24 protein-coding genes, 1 pseudogene and 1 riboswitch are annotated in these 26,509 nt (G+C 38.6%); of the genes and pseudogenes, 2 read left to right on the top strand and 23 right to left on the bottom strand.

Features of this window, described 5'->3' with window-relative positions:
• Positions 1-45 precede the first annotated feature (45 nt).
• The 23 genes and pseudogenes from ACMW72_RS04275 to ACMW72_RS04165 form a co-directional block, all read right to left on the bottom strand.
• Positions 46-238 (bottom strand): annotated as a pseudogene (locus tag ACMW72_RS04275) (YkvA family protein); the annotation flags it as partial.
• 258 nt (positions 239-496) lie between these two features.
• A complete protein-coding gene (locus ACMW72_RS04270) occupies positions 497-1,417 on the bottom strand; it encodes an aldo/keto reductase (RefSeq protein ID WP_418367596.1) in 921 nt (306 codons plus the stop codon).
• A gap of 16 nt (positions 1,418-1,433) precedes the next feature.
• Positions 1,434-3,260: a DEAD/DEAH box helicase gene (locus tag ACMW72_RS04265; RefSeq protein WP_418367595.1), complete on the bottom strand. Its 1,827-nt coding sequence runs from the start codon at positions 3,258-3,260 to the stop codon at positions 1,434-1,436.
• Between the two features lie 265 nt (positions 3,261-3,525).
• The gene (locus ACMW72_RS04260; RefSeq protein WP_418367594.1) at positions 3,526-4,371 is read right to left on the bottom strand and encodes a DegV family protein; all 846 of its coding nucleotides are present in this window, start codon (positions 4,369-4,371) and stop codon (positions 3,526-3,528) included.
• 78 nt (positions 4,372-4,449) lie between these two features.
• Positions 4,450-4,833: a DUF192 domain-containing protein gene (locus ACMW72_RS04255; RefSeq protein WP_418367593.1), complete on the bottom strand. Its 384-nt coding sequence runs from the start codon at positions 4,831-4,833 to the stop codon at positions 4,450-4,452.
• A gap of 10 nt (positions 4,834-4,843) precedes the next feature.
• The gene (locus ACMW72_RS04250) at positions 4,844-5,770 is read right to left on the bottom strand and encodes a type II secretion system F family protein (protein WP_418367592.1); all 927 of its coding nucleotides are present in this window, start codon (positions 5,768-5,770) and stop codon (positions 4,844-4,846) included.
• Positions 5,771-5,773: 3 nt separating this feature from the next.
• Complete coding sequence (locus tag ACMW72_RS04245) at positions 5,774-6,754, bottom strand: type II secretion system F family protein (protein ID WP_418367591.1); 981 nt, start codon at positions 6,752-6,754, stop codon at positions 5,774-5,776.
• Between the two features lie 43 nt (positions 6,755-6,797).
• Entirely contained in the window at positions 6,798-8,177 is a 1,380-nt protein-coding gene (locus tag ACMW72_RS04240; RefSeq protein WP_418367590.1) for a CpaF family protein, read from the bottom strand.
• Between the two features lie 15 nt (positions 8,178-8,192).
• Positions 8,193-9,404: a response regulator gene (locus ACMW72_RS04235; RefSeq protein ID WP_418367589.1), complete on the bottom strand. Its 1,212-nt coding sequence runs from the start codon at positions 9,402-9,404 to the stop codon at positions 8,193-8,195.
• A gap of 11 nt (positions 9,405-9,415) precedes the next feature.
• The gene (gene cpaB / locus ACMW72_RS04230; RefSeq protein WP_418367588.1) at positions 9,416-10,150 is read right to left on the bottom strand and encodes a Flp pilus assembly protein CpaB; all 735 of its coding nucleotides are present in this window, start codon (positions 10,148-10,150) and stop codon (positions 9,416-9,418) included.
• Positions 10,151-10,163: 13 nt separating this feature from the next.
• Entirely contained in the window at positions 10,164-11,078 is a 915-nt protein-coding gene (locus ACMW72_RS04225) for a pilus assembly protein TadG-related protein (RefSeq protein ID WP_418367587.1), read from the bottom strand.
• On the bottom strand, positions 11,071-11,475 hold the full coding sequence (locus tag ACMW72_RS04220; RefSeq protein ID WP_418367586.1) for a TadE/TadG family type IV pilus assembly protein: 405 nt from the start codon (positions 11,473-11,475) through the stop codon (positions 11,071-11,073). The genes ACMW72_RS04225 and ACMW72_RS04220 overlap by 8 nt, the downstream gene beginning before the upstream one ends.
• Positions 11,476-11,576: 101 nt before the next feature.
• On the bottom strand, positions 11,577-11,792 hold the full coding sequence (locus ACMW72_RS04215) for a Flp family type IVb pilin (protein WP_418367585.1): 216 nt from the start codon (positions 11,790-11,792) through the stop codon (positions 11,577-11,579).
• Between the two features lie 132 nt (positions 11,793-11,924).
• Positions 11,925-12,012, bottom strand: a riboswitch (cyclic di-GMP riboswitch).
• Positions 12,013-12,141: 129 nt separating this feature from the next.
• On the bottom strand, positions 12,142-12,621 hold the full coding sequence (locus tag ACMW72_RS04210) for a hypothetical protein (RefSeq protein ID WP_418367584.1): 480 nt from the start codon (positions 12,619-12,621) through the stop codon (positions 12,142-12,144).
• A 70-nt stretch (positions 12,622-12,691) separates the two neighbouring features.
• On the bottom strand, positions 12,692-13,396 hold the full coding sequence (locus ACMW72_RS04205; RefSeq protein WP_418367583.1) for a response regulator: 705 nt from the start codon (positions 13,394-13,396) through the stop codon (positions 12,692-12,694).
• Positions 13,393-14,556 carry a sensor histidine kinase gene (locus ACMW72_RS04200; protein WP_418367582.1) on the bottom strand — a complete coding sequence of 388 codons (1,164 nt, stop codon included), beginning with the start codon at positions 14,554-14,556 and terminating at the stop codon, positions 13,393-13,395. Before ACMW72_RS04200 ends, ACMW72_RS04205 begins: the two co-directional genes overlap by 4 nt.
• 222 nt (positions 14,557-14,778) lie before the next feature.
• Entirely contained in the window at positions 14,779-17,289 is a 2,511-nt protein-coding gene (locus tag ACMW72_RS04195; RefSeq protein WP_418367581.1) for a S8 family serine peptidase, read from the bottom strand.
• 93 nt (positions 17,290-17,382) lie between these two features.
• Positions 17,383-17,559 carry a ribbon-helix-helix protein, CopG family gene (locus ACMW72_RS04190; protein ID WP_418367580.1) on the bottom strand — a complete coding sequence of 59 codons (177 nt, stop codon included), beginning with the start codon at positions 17,557-17,559 and terminating at the stop codon, positions 17,383-17,385.
• Between the two features lie 122 nt (positions 17,560-17,681).
• Positions 17,682-19,010 carry a methyl-accepting chemotaxis protein gene (locus ACMW72_RS04185; RefSeq protein WP_418367579.1) on the bottom strand — a complete coding sequence of 443 codons (1,329 nt, stop codon included), beginning with the start codon at positions 19,008-19,010 and terminating at the stop codon, positions 17,682-17,684.
• A gap of 212 nt (positions 19,011-19,222) precedes the next feature.
• Positions 19,223-20,938: a cell wall-binding repeat-containing protein gene (locus tag ACMW72_RS04180; protein ID WP_418367578.1), complete on the bottom strand. Its 1,716-nt coding sequence runs from the start codon at positions 20,936-20,938 to the stop codon at positions 19,223-19,225.
• Positions 20,939-21,144: 206 nt separating this feature from the next.
• On the bottom strand, positions 21,145-23,358 hold the full coding sequence (locus ACMW72_RS04175; RefSeq protein ID WP_418367577.1) for a cell wall-binding repeat-containing protein: 2,214 nt from the start codon (positions 23,356-23,358) through the stop codon (positions 21,145-21,147).
• Positions 23,359-23,608: 250 nt separating this feature from the next.
• On the bottom strand, positions 23,609-24,820 hold the full coding sequence (metK, locus tag ACMW72_RS04170; protein WP_418367576.1) for a methionine adenosyltransferase: 1,212 nt from the start codon (positions 24,818-24,820) through the stop codon (positions 23,609-23,611).
• A gap of 222 nt (positions 24,821-25,042) precedes the next feature.
• Positions 25,043-25,270, bottom strand: coding sequence for a small, acid-soluble spore protein, alpha/beta type (locus ACMW72_RS04165; protein ID WP_418367575.1), 228 nt, complete (start codon positions 25,268-25,270; stop codon positions 25,043-25,045).
• A 190-nt stretch (positions 25,271-25,460) separates the two neighbouring features.
• Between ACMW72_RS04165 and ACMW72_RS04160 the strand changes: the two genes are divergently transcribed.
• Both ACMW72_RS04160 and ACMW72_RS04155 read left to right on the top strand, forming a co-directional pair.
• A complete protein-coding gene (locus ACMW72_RS04160; RefSeq protein WP_418367574.1) occupies positions 25,461-25,775 on the top strand; it encodes a DivIVA domain-containing protein in 315 nt (104 codons plus the stop codon).
• A gap of 82 nt (positions 25,776-25,857) precedes the next feature.
• The gene (locus ACMW72_RS04155; RefSeq protein WP_418367573.1) at positions 25,858-26,505 is read left to right on the top strand and encodes a YigZ family protein; all 648 of its coding nucleotides are present in this window, start codon (positions 25,858-25,860) and stop codon (positions 26,503-26,505) included.
• Positions 26,506-26,509 lie beyond the last annotated feature (4 nt).

The following is a 26,509-nucleotide window of genomic DNA, read 5'->3' as shown; positions in this document are numbered from 1 at the left end:
CTATCCAGCTTTTTGGATGTTTCATATCTTTTGCTTTCTCCCGATATTCTTCGATCACTTCTTTGGGGATTAAACGTAAGGCGAACAAAATCCCTAATGGAATCAAAACCAAATCATCCAAATAGCCTAAAATGGGAATAAAATCAGGAATCAGATCAATCGGGCTAAAGGCATAGACTAAAACCATGGCCGTCCATAGTTTTGCATACCAAGGAACCCTTGGATCGCGATAAGATAGATAGAGAACCATCAGTTCCAATTTGAGTTGTTTCGCGCGTCGTTTCCAATCCATTTTCCCCCGTTTCTCTTTTTGTTGTAACATACCTTACTCCTTTCCGAAGCCAAACCATTACTTATTAACAGTCGTGAACTTAATCCTCTGGTATTAAAACCTTATGTAGATCTTGGAAAAATGTGAGGATTCCGATATCGCTGACTGGGATGGAGAAACGCGAAAAATCGTGGATAGTCGTAAGAATGACATTGTCGCTCCCCTTTATGCTTCCTCTTTCCCTTGACCAATGGCAATCGCTTTTTGTAATAAATCAGGATTAATTTCTCGCTCAAGCAACTCCATATTTTGCTTAAAACGCTCAATGCTCTTCGTTCCAATAAGGACTGAACTGATTCCCTCTTCTTGATAAAGAAAATGTAAAGCAAGGGCGTGTAAAAGTTCTCCATCATGATTTACCAATTGTAATAAACGTTGAACTTTCTCCTTTTCAGGGAATTCAGTATCCATTAAGCCCAAGACTTTTGACGTTAATAATCCCCGTCCAATCCCTGTACGGATCAAAACACCGATGCCTTTTTCTTTTGCCAATTCGATGTTCTTCTTATTGACTTGATTAAGCAGATGATATTCCATTTGCATCACATCAAAATCACCAGATTGGATTAATCGGGTCGCTAATTCTCCATCAATGGATGCACCTAGGAAACGAACTTTCCCTTCCTTTTGCGCATCTTTCATTGCTGCTAATGTTTCTCCCTCTTGAATCACCTTTTCTGGATCCGGGCCAAAATGGATCTGGACTAGATCGATCACATCAGTATTTAATAAGCGCAAACTGCGGTCAATCGATTCTTTTACCGCCTTGTAAGAAAAATCATAATAAGTATAAGGTTCGTTACTATGTTCACCACATTTGGTTGCTAGAATATATTCGTTCCTCCGGTGGGAGATGTACTTACCAATTCGCTCTTCGCTCCGATGATAAGCCCTTGCCGTATCGATTAAGTTCACACCTAAATCTAAAATCGCATTTAACACTCGTCCCGCTTCTTCTTCATCTGGACGTTTTTTTTCTTCTGCACTTCCATATCCCCAATCACGTCCTATGGATAATGCTCCAAAGCCAAAAAAAGTAACTTCTGTATTCATGCGTTCGATTCTACGTTTCTCTAGTGCTTTCATTCGCACGACTCCTCCTTCAATACTTATTGTTTTCATCAAAATTATACCATTTTTTGTTGCTTATCTGATTTTTTGCCAACTGATTCATTCTTTCTATATGACGTTTGGCTTTGACCATCTCTTTTGTTTTTGTTTCAGCAAGAAACCAGACAAGCCCATCTGGATAACTCCCAGACCTGCCAACTCGACCAGCGATTTGCACCAATGTGGCTTCATTAAATACTGCCGAATCAGCACCTAAAACAAGAACATGGACATTTGGCACCGTAACTCCCCGTTCCATAATCGTCGTGGTTACAAGGAACTGAATCTCTCCTTTACGAAACCGTTCCACTTTTTGCTCCCGCATAGGATCACTTGCATAAACACCCTCGATCTTTTCTTCAGAAAACCAGTCGCGTAACTGCTTCATCCAGATCTTAACTAATCGAACTTCGGGAACAAAAAGAAATGCTTGTCCTTTTCTTTTCTTTACTTCTGCAATAAATTCCTCCATGATTTGAAATGGCTTCTTTTGTTTTAATCGTTTCCACAAATCATTGATATATTTCAACTCTGGAACAGGAAGGGGATTCTCATGATAACGAATAGGAAGCACAGCTACATCAATTTCATGATGTTGAATACGATCGAGCCAATCTTTTGAAGGTGTCGCTGTTAAATAGATGAGTTTGCCATCGTTTTTTCGTGCCCGACGGACAACACGCTGTAAGATAGGATCCCCATGATAGGGGAAAGCATCCATTTCATCAATGATTACCAAATCAAAAAACTCAACAAATCTCATCGTCTGATGTGTTGTGGCTAAGTACAATTGACCATGATTCCAACGCTCGGAACTTCCTCCATAAAGACTTACAATCGGGAGTTGAGGAAAGGCTTGACGAAACCTCGGGGTTAATTCTCGAATCACATCTTTCCGTGGTGAAGCAAGTAGTATTTTGTAACCTTGAATTATTCCCTCTTGAATCGTCGGGAAAATCATTTCTGTTTTCCCCGCACCGGTTACTGCCCAGATTAACAGTTCTTGAAAATTTTGTTGACGAATAAAGTGAACCGCATGTTGCGCTACTCGTTCTTGATGTGACGTTAACTGAAAGTGGGAGGTGATGGCAACGGTGGAAATCCCTCGCTGGCAATGATCTTTCCTTAATTCCATCTTCTGCATCCCAAAAGCTGTAAATTGAAGCAAAGGTGTACAAGTTTTGCTCCTGCCCATCGCAATACATTCTTCACAAGTGGCACAAGCTTCACCACAACTGGCACAAGGTTGAACGTGCACCTTTTCTATCGAACCACAGCGATGACAAATCGGTCTTGCCGAATGAAGGGGTGAAGAAACACCAGGCGTAACCTTTACTTCTCCTACTAAAATCCCATATTGCAATATCTGATAAAAAGAATCATCGAGATTAATCCCTGGAATTCCTTTTAACTCATCCAGTAGCAATTGTTTCCCCGTGACAAAAGGGGTAATTTCTTCTTTCCATTTTTCATAAGAAATAGCAAGGTCAGTAATCTTCTCGAGTAAGTTCTCCTTCAAAAAGAGAACATCATAAACTTTTGGTATACCAAGTTTTTCATGACACCGCCTGATTTGACTACGTTCCACTCCTTCTCTCCGCTCTCTTCTACCAAAAACAAAGAATCTCTTCTTTTTCATCCCATCCTTGAGACATCGAATCAATGCCTGAGCTGTTCCTATGGAAAGGGGAGGGGAAATGACGATGATTTCTTTCACCTGTTGGCTGGCAAAATAAAACTGGTCCACATCTAGATCAAAACTAAATCTGAAGTTGTAGGTTTTACTTTCTTCAACCAAATAAACGATACATTTTCTCATTCAAATCCCCCATTACCGTCGTGCTATTTCTCCGCTTATGGAATATATAAACCTAACAGTTGGTAGGAAACATGTGGGTTAGTATCTTCCTATAAATAAAGGTTTGTATATTCCATCGCGCTCCTTCATCCGTGCCCTTCTATGAATAAAGATGAAGGAGAGAAGGGCACTTCTGAAAGTCGCAACTTATGGAATATACAAACCTCCTAAATGATAAATGGAGAAAGTTATTCCAATGTTAAACGTAGAAACGGTTTCTTAATGACTACTTCTTATACCAAGCAATACCAATTGTGCCTGGACCTGTATGGGCACCGATGACTGGCCCAAAATCAGAAATATTTCCCTCAATATTAGGATAGGTACGTTCGATTCTTTCTAATAGTTCTTTTGCCTCATCGCTCACATCTGCATGAACAACAGAGAGTCGAATTGGGGCTCCATCCCCAGCATCTTGATCCAATAACTGTAAAATACGGGCAATCGCCTTTTTCTTTGTGCGAATTTTTTCAAAGGGGACAAGCTTTTTGTTCTCAAAGTGAATAATCGGTTTAATCTTTAACATACTGCCTATTAAGAATTGAGCTGCATTTAAACGGCCTCCACGGTGAAGATAAGATAGATCATCTACCACAAAATAAGCCTTTAAATTCCCAACCATCCATTCAATTCGTTCAACGATTTCTTCAAGTTTTTTCCCTTCCGCAACCATTTTGGCCGCTTCAATTACCATAAAACCTAAACCATAACAAGCACTTTCCGAATCGAGGACAACTACTTCAATTCCCTCTACCATTTGTGCAGCGGTTTGTGATGTATTCATCGTACCACTAATTCCACTAGATAGATGAATCGCTATGGCTTGATCATAATCTTTCGCTAGGCGTTCATAAAGGGCAATAAAGTCACCAATTGCTGGTTGGGAAGTAGTGGGTAATTGGTCACTTTCCCTTAAGCGCTGATAGAATTCCTCAGTGGTTATCTCTTTTCCTTCTTTAAATGATTGATTTCCAAAATTCACAGATAATGGCACAACATGAATCCCATAACGGTCAATGATATCTTGGCTCAAGTAAGCGGTACTATCGGTAACAACAGCGATCTTTGACACGTTTTTCACCTCTATTCTGTTTTACACCATCATAACATCGGCTACAATTCATTATATCATGTTCATGAAAAAAGAAAATTAGAACAATTTCTTTGCAAGAAATAGATCCCCCTTACTGATTTTCTGCTCACGAATCCATCCTGCTTTTACCTCCAATACATCAGTAGCTTGCAAAACCCATTTCCCTATGGTCCATGGTTTCATCTCTTCATAAAGATCCACAACTCGAAACAACAAGCCGTTTTCTTTTTTCCCTACCCTCCGCAAATAAACCACATCAATGGAAAAACGCATCCAAAACATATGAATTTGTTTTGTTTTCGTTAAAAGTAACCCATCATATTCACCGAGAGATTTTTGAAACATCAATCCTTTCAATCGTCGAAAAAAAGAGTTGGCCACTAAGATTTTCTGACCAACTACTTCCTTTGTTTCATCGTTCATCATTGTCCATACTTCCATTTTCGTTCACCTATTTCATAAAGGTATGAATGATTTGAATCACTGCGGGTCCTAAAACGATGATAAAAATCGCAGGAAAAATAAAAAAGACAAGGGGAAACAAAATTTTAATCGGTGCTTTCATTGCTTTTTCCTCAGCCCGTTGCCGCCTTTTTTGCCGCATATCTTCAGCTTGAATCCGTAAAACATTACCAATCCGAATTCCTAATTGGTCCGCTTGAATCATCGCCCCGACAAATTGCTTCATATCATCGGTGCCTGTACGATTGCCAAGATTACGCAGTGCTTCCCGGCGGCTTTTTCCCATCTTCATCTCTTGCAGCATTTTATGAAATTCATCGGCCAAAACCCCATTGGTTTTCTCCACGACTTTGACAATCGCCGCATCAAAACCAAGGCCTGCTTCCACACTAACGGTTAAAATATCTAAGACATCAGGTAATCCTTTCTCAATAGCATCAATTCGTTGATCTCGTTTTCGTTTTAAATAAAAAATTGGAGCAAGATAACCAATGATCCAACCGATAATGTTCATGATGATCTTTAGACTCCATTGATTTTGAAAAAAAGATAAGAAGGTAAATAAACTGCCAAACCCAAGCCAAAACACCATTCGCCATGTCATCCATTCTTGCAGGGTAAAATGATGAGGGTGTCCAGCAGCAGATAATAATTGTTGTTCCCTCAATTTTAACGCATAGGGGGTCCATTTCATCACCGACTTCTCGATTTTATGAAAAAGGGGTTTTACAAGCCGCTCTTGAAAAGGCAAAGAATACGGGTCTTTTTCCCCTTTTTCTTCTTGCAAAGGTGCATGAATCTCTTCAATTCGCTTGACGATCTTTAAGCGAGTTTGAAATAATAATTTCAAGAGCAGATAAAAAAAGAAACTGGTCAACATCCCGATCATGAAGAAAAATAAAAGGGGTTGATTCATCGCTCACACCTCAATTCTCGTAATCTTTTGAATCATCCATGCACCAATGATTTGTCCTAAAACAGCGATGATTAGCATCGCCCATCCTAGAGGGTTAACAAATAAAGGCTTAATGTATTCAGGATTGGATAATCCAAGAAAGATCCCAAGCCCAACGGGTAAGACCATAAAAATGATCATCGACATTCTTCCTTGAGCAGTTAGCGATTTGATCTCTCCTTGGATGCGAATCCGTTCTCGGATGGTTTCCCCGATCGTATCTAAGATCTCAGAAAGGTTGCCGCCAACCTGTCTTTGAATTAACATTGCTGTAACGATGAGATCTAAATCTTGACTATTCACCCGTTGATTGAAATGGATGAGCGCCTCTTCCGTTGGTACCCCTAAACGCATTTCTTGCAACATTCGCTGTATCTCTTCTGATAAAGGGGGAGCCATTTCTTGGGACAACAGCTCTAAAGCTTGGATCAAGGAATACCCTGCTTTTAGGGAGTTGGAAGTCATATTCACCATTTCGGGAAGTTGACTTTCTAATAAGCGTTTTCGTTTTTTGATCACACGTTTTAGCCAAATCGTTGGAATAATCCAAGTAACTCCTCCAAGCCAAATTCCCCGTTCGATATGCCAGCCAGCGATGACCGTACCTACAATCGCACCAAGAGCTATAAATAAAAAGATAAAAACCATAAATTCCGATGATTTCATTAAAAGATTAGCCCGTTTTAATTCAGTTTGCAGCTTCGCATCGAACATCCGCAGCCATTTCATCTTCAGAAAGACACGCTCAACAAAAAGAAAAAGAAAAGAATGCTTTTCTTTCTCTTTTTTCTTTGGAATGGTTTCTTCTGTTAATTGCCATTCCTTTTTCTCAATTTCAAGAACCCGTTTACGGATGCGATTTCGACGAAAATCAAGATATTGGATCAACCAAAGGAAGAAAACAAAACTAAAGAGAAAAAAGGTAAGAAGGACGACCCAGATCATCTTTTCCCCTCCTTAAATTTTCGAAATTTACTTGATTTACTTGTCAAAGACGATATTGAAATAACTCGGGATGAATGGGAATACCTAGGGATTGGATCTTTTCTAATGATTTTGGAACGATACCTGTTGGCTGGAATCGACCGATCAATCTTTCGTTTTCATCCTTTCCTAGTTGTTTATAGACAAAGATATCTTGCAAGGTAATAATATCCCCTTCCATCCCTAATACTTCGGTAATATGTGTAATCTTTCTTGAGCCATCCTTCATGCGGTTTTGGTGAACAATCAGATCAAGGGCAGAAGCAATCTGCTCACGGATCGCACGAACAGGCAAATCCATCCCTGCCATCAAAACCATGGTTTCTAGACGCGCCAACATATCCCGAGGGGAATTGGCATGTCCTGTGGTTAGTGAACCATCATGCCCCGTATTCATCGCTTGTAACATATCTAATGCCTCTCCGCTTCGCACTTCGCCAACAACAATGCGATCCGGTCTCATCCGCAAACTGTTTCGAACCAGATCTCTCATCGTAATTGCACCTTTCCCTTCAATGTTTGCAGGGCGAGTCTCCAATGTCACCACATGATCTTGCCGTAATTGCAGCTCGGCAGCGTCTTCAATGGTAACGATTCGTTCATCTGCAGGGATAAAAGAAGACAATACATTGAGAGTCGTCGTTTTTCCGCTTCCTGTTCCTCCAGAGACAATGATGTTCAATCTCGCTTTTACGGCTGCTTCAAGAAATTTTGCCATTTCTTCCGTTAAGGTACCAAAGCGAATCAAGTCTTCGATTTGCAATGGGTCTTTGGAGAACTTCCGAATCGTGATACAAGGACCTTTGATCGCAAGAGGCGGAATGATCGCATTGACCCTTGAACCATCTGGTAATCTCGCATCAACCATTGGCGAACTCTCATCAATTCTTCGCCCAAGGGGTGACACGATTTTTTCAATCACTCGCATGACATGGGCATCGTCACGAAATTGAACAGGAGCTAATTCTAGTTTTCCTCTCCGCTCCACATAGACCTGTTTTGCATGATTGACCATGATTTCCGAGATCTCATCATCCTTAAGTAAGGCATCAATGGGGCCAAATCCGCGAATCTCTGCAATCAGATCGTGAATGATTGATTCTTTTTGCTGCCTTGTTAGGGGTTCTTCGATTCCAGCAAGAATTGATTCGATCAGTTTGCGAATCTCATCTTCATTTTCAGCTGATTCATCGGACATAGGTTCACTCCCTAATTCTTCAAGCAATTGATCATGAATTTTTTGTTTTAATTCTTTAAATGGATCTTCCATTATCATCTCTTTTGCTGCGATGGTCTTTTGATTTGCCCCTATCTTTTGCTTTTTTGGCTGTGACAGGAGTTCTTGTTTCTCTTCTTTTCCTTGCAGCCGTTTAAGTAAAGACATTGTTTTCACCCCCTGTTATGCCCGTTTTTTCTTCCAAGCAAATCGACTAAGCCAAGACTCCGATTTCTTCCGTTCATCTTCTGCCAGAATCATCTGAACCAATTTGTTCATTTGTTTTGCCCATTTGCTTCCTGGTTTCATCTCCAGTAAAGGTTCGCCCCGATTGATGGAAAGATCTGCATATTTATCTTCTGGAAGCAAGATATATGGTTCCATGCCAAGCGCTGTCTTCATATCTTTTGGTTTTATCCCAGTATCTAGATCAGCGCGATTAATGATAAGTCTTACTCGATCGGTCGGATAATTTAACGTATCCATCACTTCTAAAACGGTACGATTGTGTCGTAACACAGGGACATTTAAGGTATTCACTAATAGGGTCAGATCGGATGAATCTAAAGCCAAAACAGGGTCGGTTAATTGAGCAGGGGTATCCACAATGATATAATCATGGGTTTCTTTTAAGAGGCGTAAGATTTTTTCCACATGTTTGCCTGTAATGATCTCGCTTTGTTCTGGACGAAGAGGAGCGGCTAGTACCCGAACCCCTGATTTCGTTTCCAATAGATAAGGGAGTAAAGATTCTCCATCCAACTTCTCAATCTCTTGTACCACGTGGTAAATGGTTTCTTTTACTTTCAAATTAAACATGGAAGCGATATCACCAAACATCAGATCAAGATCAAGAACAACGACCTTTTTATTCAGTTGGCTTAATCCTGATGCAAGATTCGCAGCAATGAGACTCTTGCCGACTCCCCCTTTGCCACTGAACACCGTAATGATCTTTGGGCTCCTGACATAGCCTTGATCTAAAATCTGATAAGCATAAACCTGCACCGCTCTTTGTTTATTTTTCTCATAAACGGTAATGACCGTTTGAATTAATTCATCAGGGGAAAAGGGTTTGATAAGATATTCCTTCGCTCCTGATAGCATCGCTTTACGTAGATAGTCTTGTTCTCCTTGAACCGAAATCACAATCACATTGGCTGATGGACATTTCAAACTGATTCTTTCTGTGGCCTGAATCCCATCCATATCAGGCATATTAATATCCATCAAGATCACATCTGGCTTATATTTACAAGCAAGGTCAATCGCTTGATAACCATTTTCTGCTTCTCCTACTACATCAATCCGATTTTCAAAAGATAAAGCCCTGCGAATATTCATTCTTGTCTCTTGAATATCATCAACAATTAACACCCGTATCCAATCCGTCATATTAATCACTCCTAAGGTGTAAAAAGATTTTGATTCGTGACGCCACCAGTTGCTGGCTGATCGTTCTCATTGATAGGGCGTAAAATCAGCCGAATACTACCCCTTTCTTCCGTAAAGGTTAGTTTTTCTGCATCGTGGGGTTTCACCGCTAATGTAATCGTGTCGATCTGTTGTTTTTTCTCTTTTTCTTCTTCTTGCTTTTCATCTCTTTGACTTCCTACTGCTAACACAAGTACATTTTGTAAAATCATTCTTGATACATCTTTTTCAGGTATGGCTCCTTGCATGATTTTTTGATCAAAGGTTCCAATCACATCCACATAATCACCTGCGTGTATAAATCCGCCAACACCCATCACAGAATTGTATTGCAATGTAATCGCTCGATACCCTTTAGGAATCGAGTAAGCAAGGTGAGACTTTTGATACTTTTCATCAGCTAGACGCTGGTGAACAATAGGTTCCCCGGAATAGATCGTCTCTTTCGCTATCTTGCCAATGATCTCTTTAATATTGGTATATGTAGATTGAGGGATTGCACTCCCTTTCATTTCTTTTACTTCCACCATTTCATTGGTAATTTCCGTTTTTGGTGCAATGGTAACCTTGGCAACGACCACTTTTTTCGTCGGTTCAAGGGATTGACTTACTGTTTCAACTCGTGATAAATAGAGATAAATAAAAAAAGTCGTTACGATCCCAAGAAATAATGCCAGTAAGAATAAGCGCCGGTTGGTTATTTCCATTTCTTTCTCTCCCTTACTCCACTAATTTCACCGCATATAAGCCAATATCATGTTGATTCTCATCATTCCAATCACCTGAATAAATCGTTTTTAAGAATCTTCCTGTGACATATGATTGATTACCATTACCCCCAACTTCCTCCAAGTAAAACGCTGCAAAGCCAATGATCGTTACCTTATCTCTCCCCTTTAGATTGACGTCATCAATAACAGGCAGATAGATCACTCGTTTACAGTTTCGATTCTTTTTCGCTAGTTCATAGGTTTGACAATCTGAACTAAGTTTGATTCTCTCTGAGATGGCCCTTTCTGTAGGCCCAGACATATTTCCCGGCTCGGTATCGACCACATCGCCAATACTCAACACCCCTTCGTAACCATTTAAAAGATTCTCCTCATAATTAGAAGCACCTCTTCCGCCAAGAGCAAGGGGGCCAAAGTTGCCATTTGCTGCATGTTGGGGATCGTATTTTAACGTATAAAGAGAACCATAAGTAAATCCGTAGTTTTCTTCTTCTGGGTTCGGTGCTTTTACGGCGAGAGGAACAATTCCTCTTGCGCTCGACAATGGCTTCATTTGGGCTGAGGCTTTGGCCTCCACCACTGTATGGTTGAAACCAAAAATTTTAGCGAAGAAAAAAGGAACCTCTTTCTTCCCTGTCACTGTGATCTTATAATCCCCTTCAAAGGTAATCGCAGGGTTATTAACTCCATTTTCCATGGCATATTGGATTGCTGTTTCCTTTGCTTGAGTGGTTCCATTTACCAATTCTTGTGCTCCAGATAAAGCTGCCGCATCTACCCCATCGGAAAGTCTTTGTCTTTCTAACATGACATATCCTAAGTCGATGACCATAGCTGCCATGCCTAGGATGACAGCCATAGCAAACAGAATGATCACCGAAATATTCCCTTTTTGGTTATTCAACTCGCATCACCGTCTTTGCGGATATGGGAAAAGGGTTAGGTAAAATCTCTCCCCATACGGGCGCCCATAAAGGAACTTCATAATCGATACTCACTTCAATCTTTCCCCCTCTTTGCCGGTATTCGTATGAAGGGGAAATGATGATGGTGAGATTATTTGGCTCTAAAGAATAAGTCTTTTCTTCGATAATTTGTTTAATTTCCATATCTGTTGCCCAAACGGAGCCATATCTTGCTCCATCTCTTGAGGCATTTTCGATCATGAGATATGAGTAAAAGATATGTCCAAATTCGATGATTCCTAATAATAGCAAAAGAAGGATAGGAGTAACTAAGGCAAACTCAACTAAGGATTGGCCTTGTTCTCCTTTTAATCGGGATATAATCAACCTTTTCAATTACCTAACCCCCCCTCGACACTTTCCATAAGGAGCAACTTTTGGTTTATTCAGTATAAATAAGGCCCTACTCGGAGGAGGTAGGGCCTTTATAGGGTTAATTAGTTTGTACCAATGATTTTATCTTTTACTGAATTAAACATATTACCAAGATTTGTACCCATCGCTGCTAAAGCACCAATGACAACGACTGCAATAAGGGCGATGATTAAACCATACTCTACCATCCCTTGCCCTTCTTCATTTTTTAGTGCTTCCTTTGCTCTTAACTTCCAATCCAACTGTTTTACCCATAATTTTGTGAAAAACTTTTTCATTTGACCATTCCTCCTTTTCATATCGGCTCACTGGTATTCGGAGTAGCACGAATGGTGCATAAATGGTCTGACTGCTTAGTCTACGAAAAAAACTCCTCACGTTGCTGAGGAGTTCGTATATGTAACGAAGCAATCAGCAACCTGGCGATCATCGTTCATTTTGAACTTTAGACCCATGGCTTTGCGTCCTACCCTTTCGAGTAGTTTGCCTTTATTGATTGTTCTGTTTTGAGCCTTTCTTTTCTTTCATTGTATGAAGAAGTATAAGATTTGTTATCTTTCTAACCTCCTATTTTTTGCTAGGTTGAAATACTTGTTTTTATTCGTTTTTCCAAAAGATTTACGCAATTTAATCCCTTTTTCCTCCTCTAATGAACCTACCGGCATATTCGAATCGCTGAATTTCCCCTTGTTTGCTCCTTTTATCATAGTCCATTAGATCAATAATTTGTACTTGTTCACCGTTTCCTCTTATTTCTTCCACAATTCTCCCTATGTTCATCTCCATTTCTGTCATTTCTTTTACTTGAATAACTCTTACTTGAAACGATTTATAGGTCAAACGGTGGATGATCTCCAGCGTGTCATCGCTGGAACCAAAATCCATAATCGTGATCTTGATTGGCTTTCCATCTGTGCATTCATTAAACCAAAGGGAACGAATCACCCATTCAATAATCGATTGATTATCTTTTGCCAATATCAGATAATGAAGGTTTTCCTTCTCTATCTCCTTCGCTAACTTCATGCAAAAATGGGAATATAAAAATCGAAAGCCAAGGAGAACGATTCCATAGAGGCATATGATCCATAAAACTAAAGAAAGCATAGCGGCCCCCTCCTTACTAGAGTATATGCCTCTATGCTTTCTCTGGTTCGAGAAACGCCTTCACGTTCCATTAGGAAATATGTACCCAACCATTTTTGATCGCAGTAATCACTGCTTGCGTGCGGTCTTGGACATCCATTTTTTGCAAAATATTGCTTACATGATTTTTTACTGTTTTTTCACTGATAAACAATTTCTCACCAATCTGGCGATTACTGTTTCCTTCCGCTAAGAGTTGAAGAACCTCCATCTCTCGTTGAGTCAATATTTGACGCCAATCTGGTGCTTTATTGACAAAAACGGGTTCATGTTCACGATCATGAAGAAGTTCTTTGTTGCTCAATCGCCGATATTCATCAACCACTTTTCCCGCCACTTGCGGATGAATATAGGCATTTCCTTTGGCTACAGAACGAATCGCTTCAATTAAAGCCATTGCTTCCATGTCTTTTAACAAATAGCCAGAAGCTCCTGCTCTTAATGTCTCAAAAACATACCCTTCATCATCATGAATCGATAAAATAATCACTTGAGATTCAGGAAAGAATTCTTTCACTTTTTTTGTTGCCTCAACTCCATTCATAGCCGGCATATTGATATCCATCAGAATCACATCAGGAAGATCTTTGTCATATTGTTCCAGAATCTCTTCTCCATTGGAACATTCAGCAATAACTTCCATATCTTCTTCTAAATTAATAATCCTTTTGATCCCCTCTCGAAAAAGCTGATGATCATCCGCAATTAAAACGCGGATCTTACGCTTTGAGTTCATTTGTCTTTCCTCCTACTTTCCTTTATTTGAATGACAAATGTCACAGTGGTTCCTTTATTTTTCTCTGATTGGATATCCATTTTCCCTTCTAAGAGTTGCACTCTTTCTTTCATCCCCATAAGCCCAAAATGTCCATGTTCTTTATTCACTTCATCTTTAGTAAAACCTACCCCATCATCTTTTACCATTACCTTAATGTAATCATCCTGTAAGTCAACAGCAACAAGAACGTTAGCAGCATTCGCATGTTTGACGACATTGTTTAAAGCTTCTTGAATTAAACGAAAAATAGCGACCTCCATCATCGATGGCAACCGACGTTCTCTTCCTTTTAACTGTAAATCTAAATGAAAATTCTCCCTGGATGCCAGCTCCTGAGTGTATTTCCGCAGGGTTGGAAATAAGCCTAAGTCGTCTAAAGCCATCGGCCGCAAGTCAAAAATAATTTTGCGAACATCGGCTAAACTCTGACGAACCATCCCTTTTAAGTCCCGTAATTCTTTTATCGCTTGCTCCAGTTGCTGATGAAGAAGAAAACGTTCAGCAATTTCCGTACGCAAAACCACATTGGCCATCGATTGCGCTGGACCATCATGAATCTCTCTTGCTACTCTTTTTCTTTCTTCCTCTTGTGCTTGAATAATTTTTAACCCATATAATTGACGATATTGTGCCGATTCGATCACTTCTGATACTTTAAACAAATCACCAGACAAATAGTCATTAACGACACTAATCTGAGTCATTAACATTTCTGCACGCTCAATCATTAATTCAATATTTCGCAAACTTAGTTGCAACTCATTGCGACGGGCTTTTAGATTGCCTTCTCGTTCTCTTGCGATATATAAGCTAACTTGCAATTCATTCGCTTCTTCATATGCCTTTTGAATGTCTTCTTCCGTAAACTTTTTAAAATTCCGACTCATATGAGCTAAGTTCATTCGCGCACGGCGGTATTTTTCTTCTAAAGCATCAACATCTTCAATTACTTTTTTTATTTCTATATCCAACATCTCTAAGTTTTGTAGTATTTTTTCCCTTTCTTCCCTTGAATTCTCAGTAATTTCGAAGATTAATTTTTTGCTGTTTTCGATCGCTTCTATCGTTTTTTTAAAGACGCTTTCTAAAGTTTGACTATCAAATTCTTTCTCTGTCAAAGATATTACACCCCATCCGAGCTTATATAATTTCATTGTAACACATCATTCACTTCTTAGACACGCCTGCAATCTGGCCTATGATTCACTATTTTCTAGTCCATTAGACCTAAATTAATTTGATTATAATAAAAATTCGTGTTATTCCATCGTATTCTTGGGGTAGGAAAGAAAAAACCGCTGGTTAAAATTTAACCAACGGTGATCTATGAAATCGAATGTTCACTTTAACATTTCTAATACAACCTTATCAGAAACAGCTCCCTTTCCGCCCAAAATATCAAAATTTAAAATATTCCTCTCATCAATCAATTCACGAGTACTATTAGGAAGCTGATTCGGCATGGTAAGAATCATAGGGGATAAATTCTTTGCAGCTAATACTGCTCCTGTTAATGCATCTGCAAATTGAGTTTCAGCTCCAGTTGCTACATATACACTTTCAGTAGATGCATCTACCTTTCGTATAATTTCTACTGCTGTTTGATAACGATCTTGTCCAGCAATTCGATATGGTGAAGGCAATTGTTTGAAAACCGTATCACTGATTACCCCTGTTCCACCAACCACAATCGTTTTTTTCCTACCTTGAAGAGCTTGAAAAGTAGAAGCAGGTATCTTTTTCGTTTCAACAAGTAAGATTGGATATCCATTTATTGCTGCATATGGTGCGATTGCCAAGGCATCGGGAAAATTTAAACCATATGCAATGATGGCGATATCGGCAGGCCCAACAGCCTCAGCTATTTTTCTTGCAGTATCAAAGCGATCTGTCCCGCCCAATCTTGATACGTTCAGTCCCATATCCCTTAATTCATTTTCAATATTCGTGGATACTACACCAATGCCGCCGACAATAATTACATTTTTTGCTTTTAAGCGAACAATTTCATTTTTCGTTACTGGCGTTATTCTATTGCTTTCTGTCAAAAGTACGGGGCCGTTATATTTAAACGCTAAGGGGACTCCGGCTAAAGCATCTGCAAACCCATTATAATAGGCTAAAACGACTGTATCTGCCTTTTCCCAACCTTTTTGTGAAACTTTCACTGCTGTTTCAAAACGGTCTTTTCCAGCTAAGCGTTCATAAACCGGATAAAAAGTGGATAAAGTGTAAGGGCGGAATTGGGCACTTCCATTCGCATCTACGACTTTCAGATAATAAAACCCCGGGTCAAGGGTTAAATTAAATTCTTCTATTCCCCCTTCATAATATTCATCCCCGATATCCAAATTGTTTTTATTCTTTAATGAAATTTTATTTCTATTTCCATCAAAAACTTCTAATACGATATCTTCATCCATTGGCGGAATTACACGAAATCTTATTCTTTGCCTTTTATCAATGGATAACTTAAAAAAGTCTAAATCGCCTGGAGATGAAAGCTGTGCTGTAATTGAACTTCCCAGAGAAATTGTCTTCGCTGATTCAAAAGAATTGTTCCCTTCATAGGCATCTAAATCATATTGAACATTTTCACTGATCGCATGATTTGCATTAATGATTCCATAACCGTATGTATCATCTGCTCCAATATCCCCAATATCTCTAGCAGAATGAAGTAATATTGTTGTAACCTCATCTACCGTTAAATTTGGGTTTTTTGATAATAATAAAGCAGCAGTTGCGGCAACAATGGGACTTGCCATCGATGTACCGCTGGCGATTGCATATTGCCCATTTGGAGCCGTTGAAAGAATATTGGTTCCTGGTGCAACGACATCAATCGTAGATCCATAATTTGAAAACTGAGCCTTTTGATCATTTTCGTCTGTTGCTCCAACCGAAATCACATTCGCAAAAGAAGCTGGATACGATGGTAGATCCGTATTGTCATTTCCAGCAGCTGCTACAACTACAACTCCTTTTGCATACGCATAATCAATGGCCTCTTTTAATGCAAACCCATAATCATAAGTTCCTAAACTTAAATTAATCACCTTGGCATGATGATTAACAGCATAATAAATGCCATTTGCTATATCTTCCTCATAAGCTTCTTCTCCTGTAAAAACATTGATAGGCATAATCTTAACATTTGGTGAAATTCCAGAAATTCCCTCAGCATTATTTATGGTTGCTCCAATAATTCCAGCAACAATGGTTCCATGTCCATTTGTCTGACTTATATCAATAGGAACAGTTGGATTTACCGCATTATAATTGTCAAATAATATATTATTTCTTAAATCTGGATGGTTTATATCGACACCATTATCTATCACAGCAACATAAGTGACCGTTCCATTTTGCGGAAGTTTATCCCAAGCTTCAGGCACTTGAACTTTGGGTAAATACCATTGTTTTGAATATCCCGGATCATTGGGAATAAAAAAGGGTTTGTAAGAATAATTGGGTTGTGCATAATCTACATCAGGATCCCTGATTAATTCATTAATAAATTCTTCTATTTTTTTTCCTTTTGGAATGGATATGATCCTAGCATTTAATGGGGTCTTTTTTAGCTGATATGATTGATAGGTATTTAATTTTTTCAAAATAGATTTGCTTGGTATATTGTCCTTAAACTTAACAATCACTTCTCCTGGTTTGTATTTTGCATTTGTTCTTAAATGGAAAATCTTTTTTTCTACTAATAATCTATTATTCTCTGTTTCTATCTTCTCTTTAAGAGTTTTATTATTTTGTAAATAGGCATTTGCTTGTAAGAAGTTAAAAGGTAAGAATAACAAACATATTGAAACGAAAAAAATAATACTGTTTCTTTTCAAATATGTGATCTCCTCTCAATATTGAAGTTAAGAAAATGAGGCTGACCAGAAGGAAAAGATCAGCCATCACAAATCCAAAATAGATTGGATCAGTTAAATCACTCGAATCTTAGGCACAACTTTTTCTAATATCTCTGTAATTACAGCGGTTCGGTTGCTATTACTCTCCATCGCTAATGCATCGATTTGTTTTAGAAGTTCAGGATCAAGGCGAATACTAATGAGCTGCTTTGGAGATGGTTGGTCTGTTTTTCTAGTAAGAACAAGCATCATGATCTCTCCTCTTTTTCATATTTTCATATTTTCACTTGTATTGTAACTGTATCACGGTAAAAATACTGTCAATTTAAGTCAGAGGAGAGATTCTATTTTTGTCGATTTTACACTATTTTTTACACATCAAATCTTTTAATCAATTGTTGCAAAGAAAATGCCATTTGATTCAAGGTATTGGCTGATGCAGTAATTTCCTCCATTGAAGCACCTGTTTCTTGTGTAGCTGCTGCAATTTGTTGTGCATAAGTAGATGTTTCATCGGCTACATGTTTCACCATTTGACTGGAATGAGACATTTTTTCAATTCCTTGGACCATATCTTCTGATTTTCCTCTTGTTTCCTGAATCAACCTCGACATCTCTAAATTTGCATCATAAATCGCTTTAAATGCTTGTTGAGCCTGGGTTACATAGTCCAATCCTTGTTGAACTTCTTGTTCTCCTTTTTCCATTGATGTAATGACCTGCTCAGTTTCTTGTTGCAATCCACGGATCATTTGTACAATCTCTTCACCAGCCCTCGAAGATTGTTCGGCTAACTTACGAATTTCTGTGGCTACAACAGCAAAACCACGACCAGCATCTCCTGCTCTTGATGCTTCGATAGCAGCATTTAAGGCTAAGAGATTCGTCTGTTCAGAAACCGATTGGATAATCTCAATCACTTTTTCAATTTGTCCACTTTTTTGACCTAAAATATCAACATAACGCCCTTCTTCTTGAATCGTTTGGTTTATTTTGTTCATTTGTTCGATGGTTTCTTTTATGACATAATCTCCTTGTTCTGTGATTTCCATTGTTTGGTAAGAAGCTTGCTCAATTGATTTCGTTTTTTCATTGACATCATGAATCATTTCCATGACACGATGAAGAATGTCCTCATTTTCTTGTAAGAGCTGAACCTGTTTAGTTGTTCCTTCTGCTACGCTATTTGTCGTTTCCGCCACTTGTTCTGCTGCTTTCGCTACTTCATCGGAGCTTGTTGACAATTGTTCGGCGGACAATGTGACATTCATCGAACTTTCTTGAATATGTTGGATCAAATCCCGCAATGAACCCACCATGATATTAAACTGGGTAGCAAGTTCTCCAATTTCATCCTTATTCTTGACTTGAATCTGGCCTAATTTTAGGTTTCCTTTCGCTACTTCCGATACATGTGCTGTCACACTTCGAACAGGTCTTGAGATACTGACAGTGATGAAATAAGCAATAGTACCTGAACCAACAATTCCTAAGGGGATAATGATCCAAATCAAACCTTTGATCATACCAATTTTATCATGGACAATTGAGAGGACTTGGTTAAAATCCTTTCCTTCTGATACCCATGTTTGAATAGACACTCCTAAACCATGAATTTGATAATAAATAAATAGGACTGCAATAAAAAACATCACCATAATTGATAAAAAACCCAACCCCAGCTTCTTACCAACCGTCATAAATCGTCCCCCTTAACCCCCTAATTCATTTTCAAACCAAGAATGATATTCCAATCGTCTTTTATTCAATCATACAAGATAATGTAGAAAATTTAAACAATTATGTTTACGTATTCATAAAAGTGACAAAATGTAAAGACTGGAGTTTCAACACCAAGTTGTTTAACCATTCGACGCAAACAAAAAAGATTGCCCATGTGAGCAATCTTTCTTTATGAATTATTTTTGAAAAAATCGAGAATATTATTGACGATTACTTGAGCAATTTTATCTTGCATCGTAGGATCAGTCACTTTTTTTGCTTCATCAGGGTTAGAGATAAACCCATTTTCAATTAAGACAGATGGCATATTCGTCCATCTAGTTACATAGAGATTATGGTCTCTAGCCCCCGAAACCGTATATGCCTTTTTGAAACCTAAAGCCGAGATATCTTGAGCTAATCTCTCCGCTAAAATTTTACTCTTTTGTGCTGCTTCTGTTGGGGTTGGATCATAAACAATGACATTATTGATACTTGCACTTTTAATCGTACCATGATCGTTAAAGTAAATGATTCCATCTTCTTCCTTTACAAATGGATATTGTTTACCAGAATAGATGACATAAGCATCGTCAGTGCTCCCAGCAATCCCTGGCCGATAACTACTATAGTGAGTACTAATCCCTTGTGCATTTGGATTGGTTGAAGAATCATGATGAATACTGATAAATAAATCTGCATTTTTAGAGTTAGCAAAATCTACACGATCCTTCAATGATTGCTTCGAATCCCTACTTGTATCACGGGGTGCAATATAGAGAGTAGGTTTATACTCTTTTAGCTTCTCTGCAATACGATTCACCAATTGAAGATTAAAATCGCGTTCATCATACCCTGGAATCACTCCATCAGCTCCAGGGTCAAAAGGTCCATGTCCAGCATCCAATACGATAATTTTGCCTGCTAAAGTGAAGCTGTTCTCTGAACTCGATAACGAGATTTTAGATAGCAAGGTCTCGCTTACAACCCCTGTACCACCAAGGATTGTAAATGACGTTACCTTTTTTTCTTTAATCAAATTTAAGGTTTCTGTAGGCAACTTATCCTTGTAAGTTAAAAGCAATGGCGCATTTTCTTTTGCGGCAAGGACGGAACCCGTTAATGCATCTGCAAAGTAGTGCTCCATTCCTGTTGCAATATATATTTTAGCCGTTGACATATTTAAACTTTTTACAATAGCTACCGCTGTTCCAAAACGATCCTTTCCATAAATGCGCCTTGGTGGCGGCAACTTATTATAGACATTAGAACTAATTACCCCAGGTCCTCCAACGACGATCGTTTGCTTAATATTCTTTTCCCTTAAAGCCTCTACCGTTTTTTGAGGAATCGTATCCTTTTCAACAAGGAGAATCGGATAACCATTTTGAGCAGCATATGAACCGATTGCTAAAGCGTCAGGAAAATCAAGACCATAAGCAATAATAGAGGTATCAACGGTTCCTAATTGTTTCGCGATTCGAAGGGCAGTTTCAAAGCGGTCCTTCCCTCCTAATCTTTTTACATTTATATTCATATTTTCCAATTCTTCGGCAACTGTTGATGATACTACACCATCACCACCAACGATAATTACATTCTTTGCATGTAATCGCTGGATTTCGGACTTTGTTACTGGGGTTAATCTATTTGTTTCTGTTAATAGAATAGGTCCATTCTGCTTGTAAGCTAGTGGGGTTGCCGTTAAAGCGTCAGCATATCCATTATAATATGCAAGTATCACTGTATCAGCTGATGACCAGCCTTTTTTAGAAACTTCAACTGCTGTTTCAAACCGATCCTTTCCATCCAATCGATCTACAGTCAATTCTTGAGCAAATGAATAAGTGGAAAATAAAATGAAAAATAAAGGTAATAAGAAAATAATAACTTTTGATTTACACAACTGACGATCTCTCCCATTCCTTTGAAAATCGTCTCTATCTTTTAATCGGTGCATTTTTTAATTTACCACAATTTTCCATTTGAAAGATTTAGAAAGCACATTATCCCGTTTTAGAAAAAATAGAAACATGAAATTGCTTATTTATAAAAAAGCCCTCTAGTAACTAGAAGGCTATTAGAAATCAAAGAAATAAGCAAATGCTCAAATTAGTTAATTAAGTCCCATTTTACTTGATCAGAAACTGCACCTGTTCCACCCAAAATGGTAAAATTAAGAATATTTTTCTCAATTACTATTTTCCGTATAACTTCAGGTAATTGATTTTGATAGGTTAAAAGAAGAGGAGCATTATTCTTAGCTGCTAAAACGGATCCAGTTAGAGCATCTGCATATTTCAGTCCATTAGCTACATAAACCTGATCCGTGTTTTGATTCAATTGTTTTATAATTTGGGTTGCTGTTTCGAATCGATCGTTGCCTGCAATTCGTTCAGGAGGAGGAAGTTGATTTTTAACTCGATCACTGACAACTCCTGTTCCACCAACGATAATTGTTTTCTGAATATTTATTGCCTTTAGTGCTTCATATGTTTTTACTGGAATTTTATCCTTTTCTACTAATAAGATAGGGTACCCTTTTGACGCTGCATAAGGAGCAATAGCTAAAGCATCGGGAAATTTTGAGCCGTTCGCAATAATCGCTGTGTCAGTGTTTCCAAGTTGCCTTGCTATCTGATATGCCGTATCATAGCGGTCAATTCCTCCCCATCTAGTAACTTGTAGCCCCATTGCTTCTAGTTGATCCTTTACATCGGTTGAAATAACACCAGTACCGCCAACGATAATTGCTTTTTTCGCCTTTAAGCGTTGAATCTCTGTTTTCGTGGTAGGAGTTAAAGTTTCCGATTCGGTTAATAGAATCGGTCCATTCACTTTATAGGCTAATGGAGCAGCAGCTAGAGCGTCAGCCTCCTTGATATAGTTAGCCAATACAACGGTATCAGAAGTTACCCAACCCTTTTTTGAAATATTTACAGCTGTTTCAAAGCGATCCTTTCCAGCTAATCGAACAGGCGTATTAATAGAGGAGAATATTTTCGATCCAGGATAGTAGAAGCTAAGAATCTCTCGATAATTCTTTCCTTGTGAGGCCATTACATTTGCCCCATACTGACTCATTCCGATTCCATGACCCCAGCCGCCACCGTTAACTCGGAAGTAAGCCTTTCCCTGAGAATCTACTTTCGTTTCAATACTCTTTATATATGGGCTACGCATAAAAGTACTGCCAATCATTGAACGAATATCATATGCTCTTTTCGTATACGTTACGGAATGTTTCAGTATTTCACCGTTTACATCTTTAACGAATCCCGTTTGCGTCTTTAAATAATATTCAATCGTGATTTTTCCCATTATTGTTTCGTCTTGATTAAAAGAAGTAGTAAACCAAATAGATGGAATCCCAATAATTTTGATTTCAGCATCAGCAGGAATGGAAGAATCATATTTTTTCATCCATGCCTTAATGTTGTTCATTCGATCTAGCTGCTTTTCTTGAATGCTTCCCCACCATTCTTCTGGCTTCGTTAAATCCTTCCCATTCATGTCAATTTGAGTTTTGTAAAGATCAAAAGACCATGTTCGATATGGATTGCTAGTTGCAGCAACATCATAAGGATCTTCTTTCATAACGAGATAAGGTAGTCTTGTTGATCCCCAAGAGTTTGTATTAGAAAGGACTTTCCCACCGTTGCTTGATGAAAAATAAGCCTCTACCAATTTTCCATCATATTTTAAAACTTGTGTTCGTGTAGATTCAACCGCTTCATTTGTCCTAGGATCCCAATAATATCCACCATATACCTGATAGCTTTGCCCATCAGCAACCGTCTTGCCAACATCATCGATCGCATAAGTTCTAGCAGCGATGGCTTGAGCCTTCAGCGCTTCAAGATTCCAACCAGCTGGCATCTCACGAGGAACAACACCTTTCAAATAATCTTCAAACGGTATATTTTGGTTCACCGGACGGATATATTGTCCTCCTTCTACATGAAATTCCATTGTTCCTAAATACTTACGGCCATTAATTGTAATAATCGATTCTTCTCCATATTTCATAGGAGCTAAAGTAAGAGAAGTCCCAAAATCTTTGATTCGTTGTGCACCTTGATAAAGAACAACGTGACCATTCTCTGCTTTTACGGTATAAGTTGTATTTGGCGCTAGTTTAATGCTACTATCATTCTGAACTAGGTACGTCCCAACGTAAGAAATATTTACTTGCGTTTGATTGCCTAAATAGTTTACTAACCTTACAGAGATCGTTTGCTCAGCCGCAACAACAGCACCTGATATTGGAATTAGCGTAATCATCAGCGCTAAAACCACAATAACCGACAAAATCTTTCTCCTCAAAAAGTTTCTCCCCCCTCTTCCTCCCATTACTTAAAAATAAAAGACCCCATTTATCTGTTGAGGTCTTTAAAGTTGTCTTTTAATCTACCAATCTATTTTCATATTGAATTATAACAATCTATCGATTTGTAAGTAAAGGGACAAATGTCATATTTTTATTATTTTACTTTCCAGGATGATCTTCAACTGGGTAGAATAAATAGCAGAAAAAAAACTTGCCAATCATACTTGATGGCAAGTTAGTATAAAACTATTTCGAATATGCTAATGCTTCTTGCTTTAAGATTTCCGCTTTATCTGTACGTTCCCAAGGAAGATCAAGATCACTACGGCCAAAGTGGCCATAAGCAGCGGTTTGGCGATAGATTGGACGGCGAAGGTCAAGGGACTTAATAATACCTGCGGGACGTAAATCAAAATGCTTACGCACTAGCTCAACAAGAACACTTTCATCCACCTTACCTGTACCAAAGGTATCGATGCTAATGGAAACAGGTTGTGCTACACCAATCGCATAAGCAAGCTGAACTTCACATTTATCCGCTAAACCAGCAGCAACGATATTTTTCGCGACATAGCGAGCGGCATATGCTGCGGAACGGTCTACTTTCGTCGGATCTTTTCCAGAGAATGCTCCTCCGCCATGGCGGGCATATCCACCATAAGTATCCACAATAATCTTGCGTCCTGTCAATCCTGCATCTCCTTGAGGACCGCCAATCACAAAACGTCCTGTAGGATTAATAAAATACTTAGTGTTTTCATCCAGAAGTTCGGCTGGTACTACTGGTTGAATCACATGTTTATGCATATCTTCAACAATCTGCTCATAAGGTATATCTGGGTGATGTTGCGTTGAGATAACAATGGTATCAATTCGAACCGGTTTATCTCCTTCGTATTCAACTGTCACTTGGGTTTTCCCATCGGGACGTAAATAAGGTAATGTCTCATTCTTACGTACCTCAGATAAACGGCGAGCCAATTTATGGGCTAATGAAATGGGCAAGGGCATAAGTTCTGGTGTTTCATTTACGGCAAAACCAAACATTAAGCCTTGATCCCCTGCACCGATAGCTTCAATTTCTTCATCGGTCATTTGTCCCTCACGAGCTTCTAATGCTCGATTAACCCCTTGAGCAATATCTGGTGATTGTTCATCGATGGAAGTTAAAACAGCACATGTATCTGCATCAAAGCCATACTTAGCTCTGGTATAACCAATTTCACGAATGGTATTACGGACCACTTTTGGAATATCTACATAGCAAGATGTGGTGATTTCACCTGCGACAAGTACCAAACCAGTGGTTACCGATGTTTCGCAAGCCACTCTTGCATTTGGGTCTTTTTCCAAAATCGCGTCGAGAATCGCATCAGAGATTTGGTCACAAATCTTATCTGGATGGCCTTCTGTTACAGATTCGGATGTAAATAGGCGACGCCCTTTTTGTAATGCCATTAAGATACCTCCTTTAGATTTAGTATGTATCATCTATAATATGAGAACTCAATAATGAAAAAAACCTTTCCAGAGGAAAGGCTTTATTTCGTCTCAACCTATCAAACCTCTTTTTTAACTAAGCTATGAATATCTTTTACCAATAATTCATATTATAAGAAATGTGGGAAAGTGTCAATAGGGTTACCGGTATAACACCGATAACCCAATTTCGACCAGTATTTAATTGTTAATCCATGTTTCCATATATTTTTCTGAATGTTGGACGAGTCTACGTGTCATTGTGCCACCGACGGCTCCGCAATCCCTAGCTGAAATAAACCCCCAATAATCTTCGCTTCCTTGATAAACAGGTATCTCTAACTCAGCAGCAATTTCATATTTCATATTATCTAAGGCTTGATGTGCTTCAGGTACTAATGGCTGTCTACCCCATTGTCCCCTTGCCATAAATCTCACCACCTTTGCTTTTGAGTTATTTTTAGTATTTCATCTCTCTGTGTTTCTACCCTATTGTTTTCATGGAATACATGTTATTTTCATCCTTTATGTTTTCAATTCGGGATACTTATGCTATTCTAATAAGTAAAGCTTCAATTCTTGTCGAATTTTGCAAAACCAGTGGTTAAAAGGGGTTTTGATGATGTTAACACCTGATGACATCTTTGAAAAGGAATTTAAACGCTCTATCCGTGGATATGACATCGATGAAGTGAATGAGTTCTTGGATCAAGTCATTCAAGATTACGCGAAACTGATGGAAGAAAATCAAAACCTAAAAAGAGAAAACCAACAATTAAGAGCTCAATTAAGCCGTCAACAATACCATACGACTAATACTCCTTCTCAGATGGCAGCTAACCCGATCTCAGAAGATAAAAAAATCCTCGAAGACATAATTCGTCGGATAGAAAAATTAGAACGAAAAACCAAATACCTTACCGAACCTCTGTAAAAAGCAGAGGTTTTTTAAATCGCGAATTACATGGTTTGTATGAGTAATTAAATACAATAGAATGGGAAGCGAGGTGGATATTGTGTTAAAACGATATTTAACCACCCGTGATTATGGGGAGACATCATTGACTATAAGGAAGTCTGAATTCATTGGCTATGTGAAACATGTGGAAACAGAAGAAGAAGCGATTGCATTTATTGACTCTATAAAAAAGAAGCATTGGGACGCCACTCATAATTGTTCCGCTTATATCATCGGTGAACATGATCAAATCCAAAAAGCAAATGATGATGGGGAGCCAAGTGGTACGGCGGGAAAACCCATTTTAGAAGTGATCAAGAAACAGCAACTAAAAGACACCTGTATCGTGGTTACTCGCTACTTTGGTGGAATTTTGTTAGGTGCTGGTGGTCTAATTCGGGCATATGGTCAAACAGCAAGTGAAGCGATTAAAGCAACAGGAGTTATCGAAAGAGTTCTTCATACGATGATCGAGATTACGATCGATTATACATGGTTAGGAAAGATTGAGAATGAACTTCATCATCGTGAATATAGAATAAAAGATATCGATTATCTCGATAAAGTCATCCTTCACGTATTGGTTGAAGCAGGAAACGAAGAAAATTTTATCAATTGGATGATTGATTTCACTAATGGACAAGCGAAAATGGAACAAAAAGAACAGATGTATGTGGATATCCCCTATAAAAAGAATGAAGCTTAGAAAA

Origin of the sequence: Tepidibacillus sp. LV47 (assembly GCF_048381575.1) — a bacterium.
Taxonomy (GTDB): Bacteria; Bacillota; Bacilli; order Tepidibacillales; family Tepidibacillaceae; genus Tepidibacillus.
Note: the sequence above shows the minus strand (reverse complement) of the source record. Positions and strands in the feature narration are given on the sequence as shown.

Coding starts and splice junctions, on each gene's coding strand:
- ACMW72_RS04270 (WP_418367596.1), bottom strand. CDS start 1,417: ATGAAAGCACTAGAGAAACGTAGAATCGAACGCATGAATACAGAAGTT.
- ACMW72_RS04265 (WP_418367595.1), bottom strand. CDS start 3,260: ATGAGAAAATGTATCGTTTATTTGGTTGAAGAAAGTAAAACCTACAAC.
- ACMW72_RS04255 (WP_418367593.1), bottom strand. CDS start 4,833: ATGGAAGTATGGACAATGATGAACGATGAAACAAAGGAAGTAGTTGGT.
- ACMW72_RS04250 (WP_418367592.1), bottom strand. CDS start 5,770: ATGAATCAACCCCTTTTATTTTTCTTCATGATCGGGATGTTGACCAGT.
- ACMW72_RS04245 (WP_418367591.1), bottom strand. CDS start 6,754: ATGATCTGGGTCGTCCTTCTTACCTTTTTTCTCTTTAGTTTTGTTTTC.
- ACMW72_RS04240 (WP_418367590.1), bottom strand. CDS start 8,177: ATGTCTTTACTTAAACGGCTGCAAGGAAAAGAAGAGAAACAAGAACTC.
- ACMW72_RS04235 (WP_418367589.1), bottom strand. CDS start 9,404: ATGACGGATTGGATACGGGTGTTAATTGTTGATGATATTCAAGAGACA.
- cpaB (WP_418367588.1), bottom strand. CDS start 10,150: ATGGAAATAACCAACCGGCGCTTATTCTTACTGGCATTATTTCTTGGG.
- ACMW72_RS04215 (WP_418367585.1), bottom strand. CDS start 11,792: ATGAAAAAGTTTTTCACAAAATTATGGGTAAAACAGTTGGATTGGAAG.
- ACMW72_RS04210 (WP_418367584.1), bottom strand. CDS start 12,621: ATGCTTTCTTTAGTTTTATGGATCATATGCCTCTATGGAATCGTTCTC.
- ACMW72_RS04205 (WP_418367583.1), bottom strand. CDS start 13,396: ATGAACTCAAAGCGTAAGATCCGCGTTTTAATTGCGGATGATCATCAG.
- ACMW72_RS04190 (WP_418367580.1), bottom strand. CDS start 17,559: ATGCTTGTTCTTACTAGAAAAACAGACCAACCATCTCCAAAGCAGCTC.
- ACMW72_RS04185 (WP_418367579.1), bottom strand. CDS start 19,010: ATGACGGTTGGTAAGAAGCTGGGGTTGGGTTTTTTATCAATTATGGTG.
- metK (WP_418367576.1), bottom strand. CDS start 24,820: ATGGCATTACAAAAAGGGCGTCGCCTATTTACATCCGAATCTGTAACA.
- ACMW72_RS04165 (WP_418367575.1), bottom strand. CDS start 25,270: ATGGCAAGGGGACAATGGGGTAGACAGCCATTAGTACCTGAAGCACAT.
- ACMW72_RS04160 (WP_418367574.1), top strand. CDS start 25,461: ATGATGTTAACACCTGATGACATCTTTGAAAAGGAATTTAAACGCTCT.